Annotated in this window: 9 protein-coding genes; 7 read left to right on the top strand and 2 right to left on the bottom strand. The window is 28.9% G+C overall.

The window, feature by feature from the left end; translation table 11 throughout:
• The first annotated feature begins 402 nt into the window (after window positions 1-402).
• On the top strand, window positions 403-1224 hold the full coding sequence (locus OM075_RS23995; RefSeq protein WP_301193098.1) for a hypothetical protein: 822 nt from the start codon (window positions 403-405) through the stop codon (window positions 1222-1224).
• A 91-nt stretch (window positions 1225-1315) separates the two neighbouring features.
• Here the strand turns inward: OM075_RS23995 and OM075_RS23990 are convergent, their stop codons facing one another.
• Window positions 1316-1765: a hypothetical protein gene (locus tag OM075_RS23990; protein ID WP_301193097.1), complete on the bottom strand. Its 450-nt coding sequence runs from the start codon at window positions 1763-1765 to the stop codon at window positions 1316-1318.
• A 12-nt stretch (window positions 1766-1777) separates the two neighbouring features.
• A complete protein-coding gene (locus tag OM075_RS23985) occupies window positions 1778-2455 on the bottom strand; it encodes a hypothetical protein (RefSeq protein WP_301193096.1) in 678 nt (225 codons plus the stop codon).
• A 500-nt stretch (window positions 2456-2955) separates the two neighbouring features.
• On the opposite strand from OM075_RS23985, the gene OM075_RS23980 reads away from it, so the two are divergent.
• The 6 genes from OM075_RS23980 (at window position 2956) to OM075_RS23955 (ending at window position 6413) form a co-directional block, all read left to right on the top strand.
• Window positions 2956-3174: a type II toxin-antitoxin system Phd/YefM family antitoxin gene (locus OM075_RS23980; protein WP_301193095.1), complete on the top strand. Its 219-nt coding sequence runs from the start codon at window positions 2956-2958 to the stop codon at window positions 3172-3174.
• Window positions 3171-3500 (top strand): hypothetical protein, encoded by a 330-nt coding sequence (locus tag OM075_RS23975; protein ID WP_301193094.1) that lies wholly within the window; start codon window positions 3171-3173, stop codon window positions 3498-3500. The genes OM075_RS23980 and OM075_RS23975 overlap by 4 nt, the downstream gene beginning before the upstream one ends.
• A 107-nt stretch (window positions 3501-3607) precedes the next feature.
• Window positions 3608-3832, top strand: coding sequence for a virulence RhuM family protein (locus OM075_RS23970; RefSeq protein WP_301193093.1), 225 nt, complete (start codon window positions 3608-3610; stop codon window positions 3830-3832).
• A gap of 1018 nt (window positions 3833-4850) precedes the next feature.
• Window positions 4851-5366: a DUF1353 domain-containing protein gene (locus tag OM075_RS23965; protein WP_301193092.1), complete on the top strand. Its 516-nt coding sequence runs from the start codon at window positions 4851-4853 to the stop codon at window positions 5364-5366.
• Between the two features lie 236 nt (window positions 5367-5602).
• On the top strand, window positions 5603-5974 hold the full coding sequence (locus tag OM075_RS23960) for a hypothetical protein (protein ID WP_301193091.1): 372 nt from the start codon (window positions 5603-5605) through the stop codon (window positions 5972-5974).
• 46 nt (window positions 5975-6020) lie between these two features.
• A complete protein-coding gene (locus tag OM075_RS23955; protein WP_301193090.1) occupies window positions 6021-6413 on the top strand; it encodes a hypothetical protein in 393 nt (130 codons plus the stop codon).
• Window positions 6414-6794 lie beyond the last annotated feature (381 nt).

The following is a 6794-nucleotide window of genomic DNA, read 5'->3' as shown; positions in this document are numbered from 1 at the left end:
AAAAGTGAAAACTAATTTTTTTGTATTATTGTAACATCTTTCAAAGTGGCATGTTTTGACCGATAATACTGGCATGGTCACTCCGAAATAGCCATTTTAAAAGGAATCTATGTTAATTTCTTTCTTTATTTACTTCATAATAATAGTACATTAAAGGAAGTCCTTAAGCATGCCATATATTCATTTCAAGACAATCATCAAAATGGAAAAAAGAAAAACCTAAGAAGAATTATTGTAAATTTTATTATAAATAAGACAATCGAATCAGGTCGTCCAATTTGTTTAAGTCAAGTCAATGAGAAAGGTCTTGGTTTATATGATTTATTAAGCGAAATCGAAAATTATATTAATGCTGTCAATAGTAAATCAGAAAATGGAGATCAGTACTTTTTCCAAGAATTAGTGGATTATTTTAATGAACTATGCACTACAAAAATTGATCATTTTGGGCAATTGTTTAGTATTTATAAAGATCAAATAATAGAGGCTAATGGTAAAACTTTTAATTCTAGCTATTACAATCTTAACACTGAGATCAAATTATATCTTGAGCAAAAAGAAGAATGTAAGCAAGAGTTAAATGGAATAAGAATTTATCATAACAATAATGCAGCGTATATTTCTGCGTCCTTATTAACGAATTACGAATTATACTCTTATATATGTATGGGTAGAGACACCTCTTTAAATTACCCTCTACTTTTTAAATTAGGAAAGAAATCAGATGTAGCTACTTCGGAGGAAAACTTTGAGTTTTATGATACTATTGAAAGAGTATACAATGATGCTGAAAAATCAGTTGAGTCTATGATTAGTTTTTATTGTAATCATTTAATTGATTCATATCCTCCAGATAAATTTATTGATAGTTCTCTATTTTCAGTAAGAAACCCAGATCAAAATTCAAAAGGAGATTTTCAGTTTAGATTAATTATTTCACGTCATATTACCTACCTAGAATCATTTAGACAAATATCACTAAATCATAGTTCTAAATTAATAAACCTCAATTATAGGGAAAAGGTAATACTAAACTTGTATTTAGTTAGAATTATTGTAAAATACTGTAAATTATACTGTGATAATTTTACTAAAATTAAAGATCTCGTACCAGTTGATGATTTTAATCCATTAAATAATTCTTATAAAGTTTATAATCGTTTTTTGAAATATGGAAACAACATTATTAATAATGAAAATGATAATTTTGATCCAATTGAATAAAGCCCAGTAAGTAATCGAGTAGGCATCCGATAGACTAACAGTCTATCGGATGCCTACTCGATTATGGCTATGTTTTTTAAGGTTCTATAATCTACTCTTTATAATATGCTTTGCAAAAACCAACCATGGTTAATTTTGCTAAAAAACCAAGAAATGTAGATACAATTCCTGTAGCAGCTCCCATTGCAATGCCAAACTTAACAGCAATAGCTGAAGCAAGTATACTTACAATTGTTGTCGTTGTTTTACCTTTAAAATTATCAAAAAGTTTTTTTAGTTCTTTTAATTCTTTTGGGATTTTGGGAGCACATAATATTGTTAATAAGCTGTCCACAATCTCATTCCATACTGTTTTAGATACAAGTTCTTCTGTTGATTTCGAATCACCTGTTTCACTTACGGAGACTTTTCCTCCTAGAACATGAAAATTAGAAAATTCATCTAAGTTTAGATCACTATTATGCCCTTGCACTTCAAGTAGAGCAAGATGCGGAGAATTTTTCTTTAACTCTTCAAAGTCAAGTTCATTAATCCATTCCATACATATACGTTTTTAGTTTCTTATTATTGACTCCTTTATTGTTAGAATTGGAAGTACTATAACATATTTCGTGTTTAATACTATATCTGTAATAATTCCAACCAATTCACTTCTCTCACTATATACCCCAGTTCCACTGCAACCTCTATAAGGGATATCATTTGTGATTATTTCATGATTTTGAAAATAGTAATACTTCCCAATAGTAGTTAAATAGGTGAGTTTACTTATATGTTCTTGATAATAATGAGTATTTGTTTTTTCGTTGAATTTATATTGGGAAAATCCCCTGAAATAGTACCAATAATCTTCTGTTGGTATTGTCACTTTTAATAAGTCAGACCTATAGAATCTGTTTATTATATAGTTTTTTGTTTGAGGCTCTGTCACTTTAAGAAAAGCAAAATCCTGAGTTTCAGCAACCACAAATTCTTCTAATTGAAAAAAAGCATTTTTAATCCCTTTTATTAAACTAATATCAATGTGAATCATACAATTGCAATCTGGATATTTTATTACATGCAAGGCTGTTATGATATATATATTATTATCATTCTGTAGAAAGGTACATGTTCCTTTGTCTCTTAGATCAGCACTTTTATTTTTTTCTGATATCAATAAAGGAGTTGAAGCATAATTTATTATTTCCTGTAACTTTTTTGATGCCTCTTCATTAATTGTATCATCCATCTTTTTCAGTTTGAAATTTAAAGATCATTATAAAAACAAATTTTTTCTCAAATTGGCAATAAGCACACTTTTTCGGCAAATTAGCCATAACTTAATTATAAATGCTCCATCCTTTTGAATTCTTTTAACTATTTAATTATCAACGCCTATTAATAATTATCCATTTATAAGCGTTTATCAACTTTTACAGATCGTTATTAATCACTTACTAAAATAGGTATTCTGGTTATTTAGTCAAATAATCTAATGTGTAATTTATTTAAGAAGTCTTTTTTAGGTATAATATAGTCTCACAAAAGGAGGAAAATATAGCAAAAGTCACTCTTGTTTAGGTAAAGAAAAATAAGTGTGTATACTTACATTATTATTTGGAATCTTGAATTTCAGATTATCTTGCTTAATTCTGTTATTATAATCCCAATCATTTAATTGATAAATAAAGATATATGTAATTTAATTAGTATATTTGTACATTATAATGTACATCAAATTCATTTATCATGAGAGTAATTAGTTCAGCAGAGCTTCGTAATAATATGAAGAAATATCTTGATTTAGCAGCAAGTGAGCAAATAATTATCCAAAGAGGAAAAACAGAAACTTTTGTGCTCCAGAAACAAGAATACCTTGAACCCGATGAAGACTTGAAAAGGGCTATAAGTGCAGAGGAATTATTGGAAAGAGTTACTCCTCGCATAAAGAAAATGTTTGATAAATGAGAGTCGTTTTTTTACCGGAAGTAGAAGACTACCTTGTAGAATTATCAGAATTACTTCACCAAAAGGAATACTTCGGTTTTAAAGAAAATGCAGTTAAATATATTACTGAGTTAGTTCTGGAGATTAAAACTTCCTTACATAAAAGAATCAAAAAAGACGCACCTCCTTACTTTGATAGATATGGGAAAGGAATGAAATATGTAACATTCAAAAAAAACAAGACTACTCAATGGTATGTGTTTTTCTCGATCTATGAAATCAATAACGAATTCGTTTATTTAGTTAGATACGTAAGTAATAATCATATTGCATCCCATCACCTATAATTTTGTAAACGAAATGTTAATATTTAAAGCATAGAATTAAATGAGAAAATTCAGACTTAATTAGTTTCAAAAATCCCAACTCATTTTGCTATTACATAAAAAGAATTATGATAGAGCAGTATACTCTATGGCAGAGAAATAGTATAGACAATACTATAGAAATATATAAAACCAATACTGGTACCGAGATTAATGTAAAGCTTGAAGGAGATACTATCTGGTTTTCTGAACGAAAAATGGTTAAGTTGTTTGATAAAGATGTTCGTATTGTAAATGAACATATAAAGAACATCTATGACACCCAAGAGATATATAAATATCAACTATCCTGAAATTCCGGATAGTTCGCAAAGAAGGTAAATAGATCTATTGACCATTATAATCTTGATATGATTAAAATGGTGAGATATAGTGCAAATAGTAAAAAGGGCCCACAATCCTGACAATGGGCAATACAACGATTAAAAGACTATCTTGTAAAAGGAAATGCTATTATCCAAAATCGTTTTGCCCAAAAACAACAGGAAGTAGAATATATAAGAACAAGAAAAAGGATTGTTAGTCAAACCATTGAAGAAGTCACTAATGAGCAGAATTAAGCAGACTTCCATACCTTTTCAAAAGGTTTAGTACTTTTAGAAGTCTATGTTCATAAAGGATTGGAAATTGATAGTAAACAATTGTTGAAATCTTGAAATAATGATAAAATGCCCAGTTTGTAAGAAAGAGAAAGACATAGATTACGGGAAATATGTGTGTCCTGTTTGCAAAAGCAAATTTGAATATCAAAGGGGAGGTAATATTATTTTAATTAAACGAAACAAATTTGACTATTCGATTTTTTTCATATCCTTAATAGTTCCAGGAGTAGTCCTGACATCACTTACTTTTGGTTGGCTCAACATAAGTGATATTAAAGATAATTTATTGATCGTAGGATTATTTTTTCTTTTGTATCCACTTTTAATTACATTTAGACAGGTGCTCCACTTAGACTTTGATGAATTGTTTCTGAATTTATATTCTAAATTCTTCTCAAATGAATTAAAAAAAGAAGATAAAGGTAGAATTATTGCATTTTATTTTACCGCATTTCTTAATATCATTGGATTAATATTCATTTTGATTCATATACTGATTTAATAATTAACTGACGCAAACATAGTTGATCGTTGATTGGGAAGAAACATATCGGAGAACCTCTCCTACCTCCTTTATATTTAAAGTTTTATCTTATGAAAGATTAATATCATAATAAAAACAGTCTAAGCAAACGCAAACTTTCAGTTATTAATCTTAAATGATTATATTTATTTACGCTTTTGATATGATCAATTAGAATTTACCTCAATGATATTAAAAAAAGCTATAAAGAATATAGAACCGAAAGGAGTATTTGTTTATTTTAATAATGTGATTCCTGGTTTTGCCAGAACAAATACTCCCCAAAAGACTTGGAATGAGAAAAAACGATCCCGGACTCTTCCTAATGGAGATAAATATATATTACCTCCTTATAATGTAATGAAAGGTCATTTTGTCCTTTTACATGATTGGCCAATATTATGTAAAATAGATAAATCCCGAAAGTCATATGTAATACCCAAGGGTATGAGTACTGATTTTGCAAGTATTCCGAAGTTTCTTCACTCACTTATTTCACCTCTCAGTAATTCAGTCTATTCAGCCGTATTACATGATTATTTATATCGCAATCCCAAAGAAGTAACAGCTAAAGAGACTTCAAGACTCGAATCGGATAGAATATTCTATTTCGGAATGAAAGCTTGTGGAGTAAAACGAATAATTGCTCTAATTATGTTTTGGGGTGTAAGGATAGGTGGGAAAAACAGCTATATTAGATAAAGGAAATTAGTCTCTTTAAACTCACTTTAATGAATAAGTTTAAAGCTGCAGTAGCAAGATTAAAACAGGAATCACAGCAACGGAACGTTTTAAAAGAGCTTGAATTTAACTGGATAGAAACGGCAATTGAATGATTTGGGTATATCCATATTTGATTTTAACCAGGAACCCGCACTTAATTAAAAAATTACATTGACGCTAGTTGTCACAACTTTATAATATTTTTGAATTAAAAAATGGAACATCCTATAGAAAAATACAGAAAAAGTCAAAAAGAGTTTCTGAAGAATTGCCCAGAATCACAACGTAAATTTCATGAATACATGTTCCGTATAGGTAATGCTACCTATGCCTACCATAATCGAGCGATTAAGGAAGTTGATGAAGATAGACAGCGTGAATATTATAAAGAGTGGTTGGAAGGATTACCGGAAAATTTAAAAAAAGATATGAAGGAGAAAGGATTTGATGGATGTAAAACTGCATTACCTTTTACTCGCTATCTCAACGAAAGAACAGATGTGGGAATGACAGACTGGATGAAAGAACATCTTTCCGAAGCTGATTTTAAGGAATGGTTGACCGTAAAAGAACGTAACGAAGAGTAACAATAAATCCAGCTTAATCAAAAAAGTTATAAACATGAAAACATGTATGATTACATTTATATTATTTTGCTTTGCAATAATTTCACCTGCACAGAATCAAGAAATACAAAACCATACATTTCAGGAAAAACAAATAGTTGAGAACAATATTTATAAATTATTTCCTACTAAAAACTTCTGGACATTTATCAAATTAGATACCAGGAATGGCAGAATGTGGCAAGTACATTTCACAATTGAAAAAAAAGGTATAAGTGGTGAGCTTGTTCTAAATTCAATGCCTCTTGTAGAAATTGGAAACGAAATTAATGGAAGATTCACTCTTTATCCAACCGAAAATATGTATAATTTTTTACTGCTAGACCAAATTGATGGACACGTATATCAAGCTCAATGGTCAATGGATGAAAAAAATAGAGGTGTAATGCTAATTTATTAAAATAGTCTCAGAAAAAGCAGTTTTTAATAAAGTAGAACAGAATGAAAAATAATGAAAATAGAAAAGCCACTGTATAATGAATAATACAATGGCTTTTAATTTTTAACCAAACCTAACCCTGGTACAAAAGTATTAATTTTTATGAAATATAAAATCTAATCGATCTATTATTGTACCATATTAAAAATAGATTATATTGCATTAATATACAGCACCATTAATAAATGATAGCTAAATTTAATTTCAGACATCTATAAATGAAGAAGCAATAAATGATGGGTTAAATTTTCGAGCCCAAGATGTGCATGATCCAATTAGCTCTTCAGGAGGTTCAAACATTGAATTTACTTTTGTACCTACAATTTTTTTGTTTAATTCTTT

This window comes from Plebeiibacterium sediminum, assembly GCF_026013605.1.
Lineage (GTDB): Bacteria > Bacteroidota > Bacteroidia > Bacteroidales > Marinilabiliaceae > Saccharicrinis > Saccharicrinis sediminus.
Note: the sequence above shows the minus strand (reverse complement) of the source record. Positions and strands in the feature narration are given on the sequence as shown.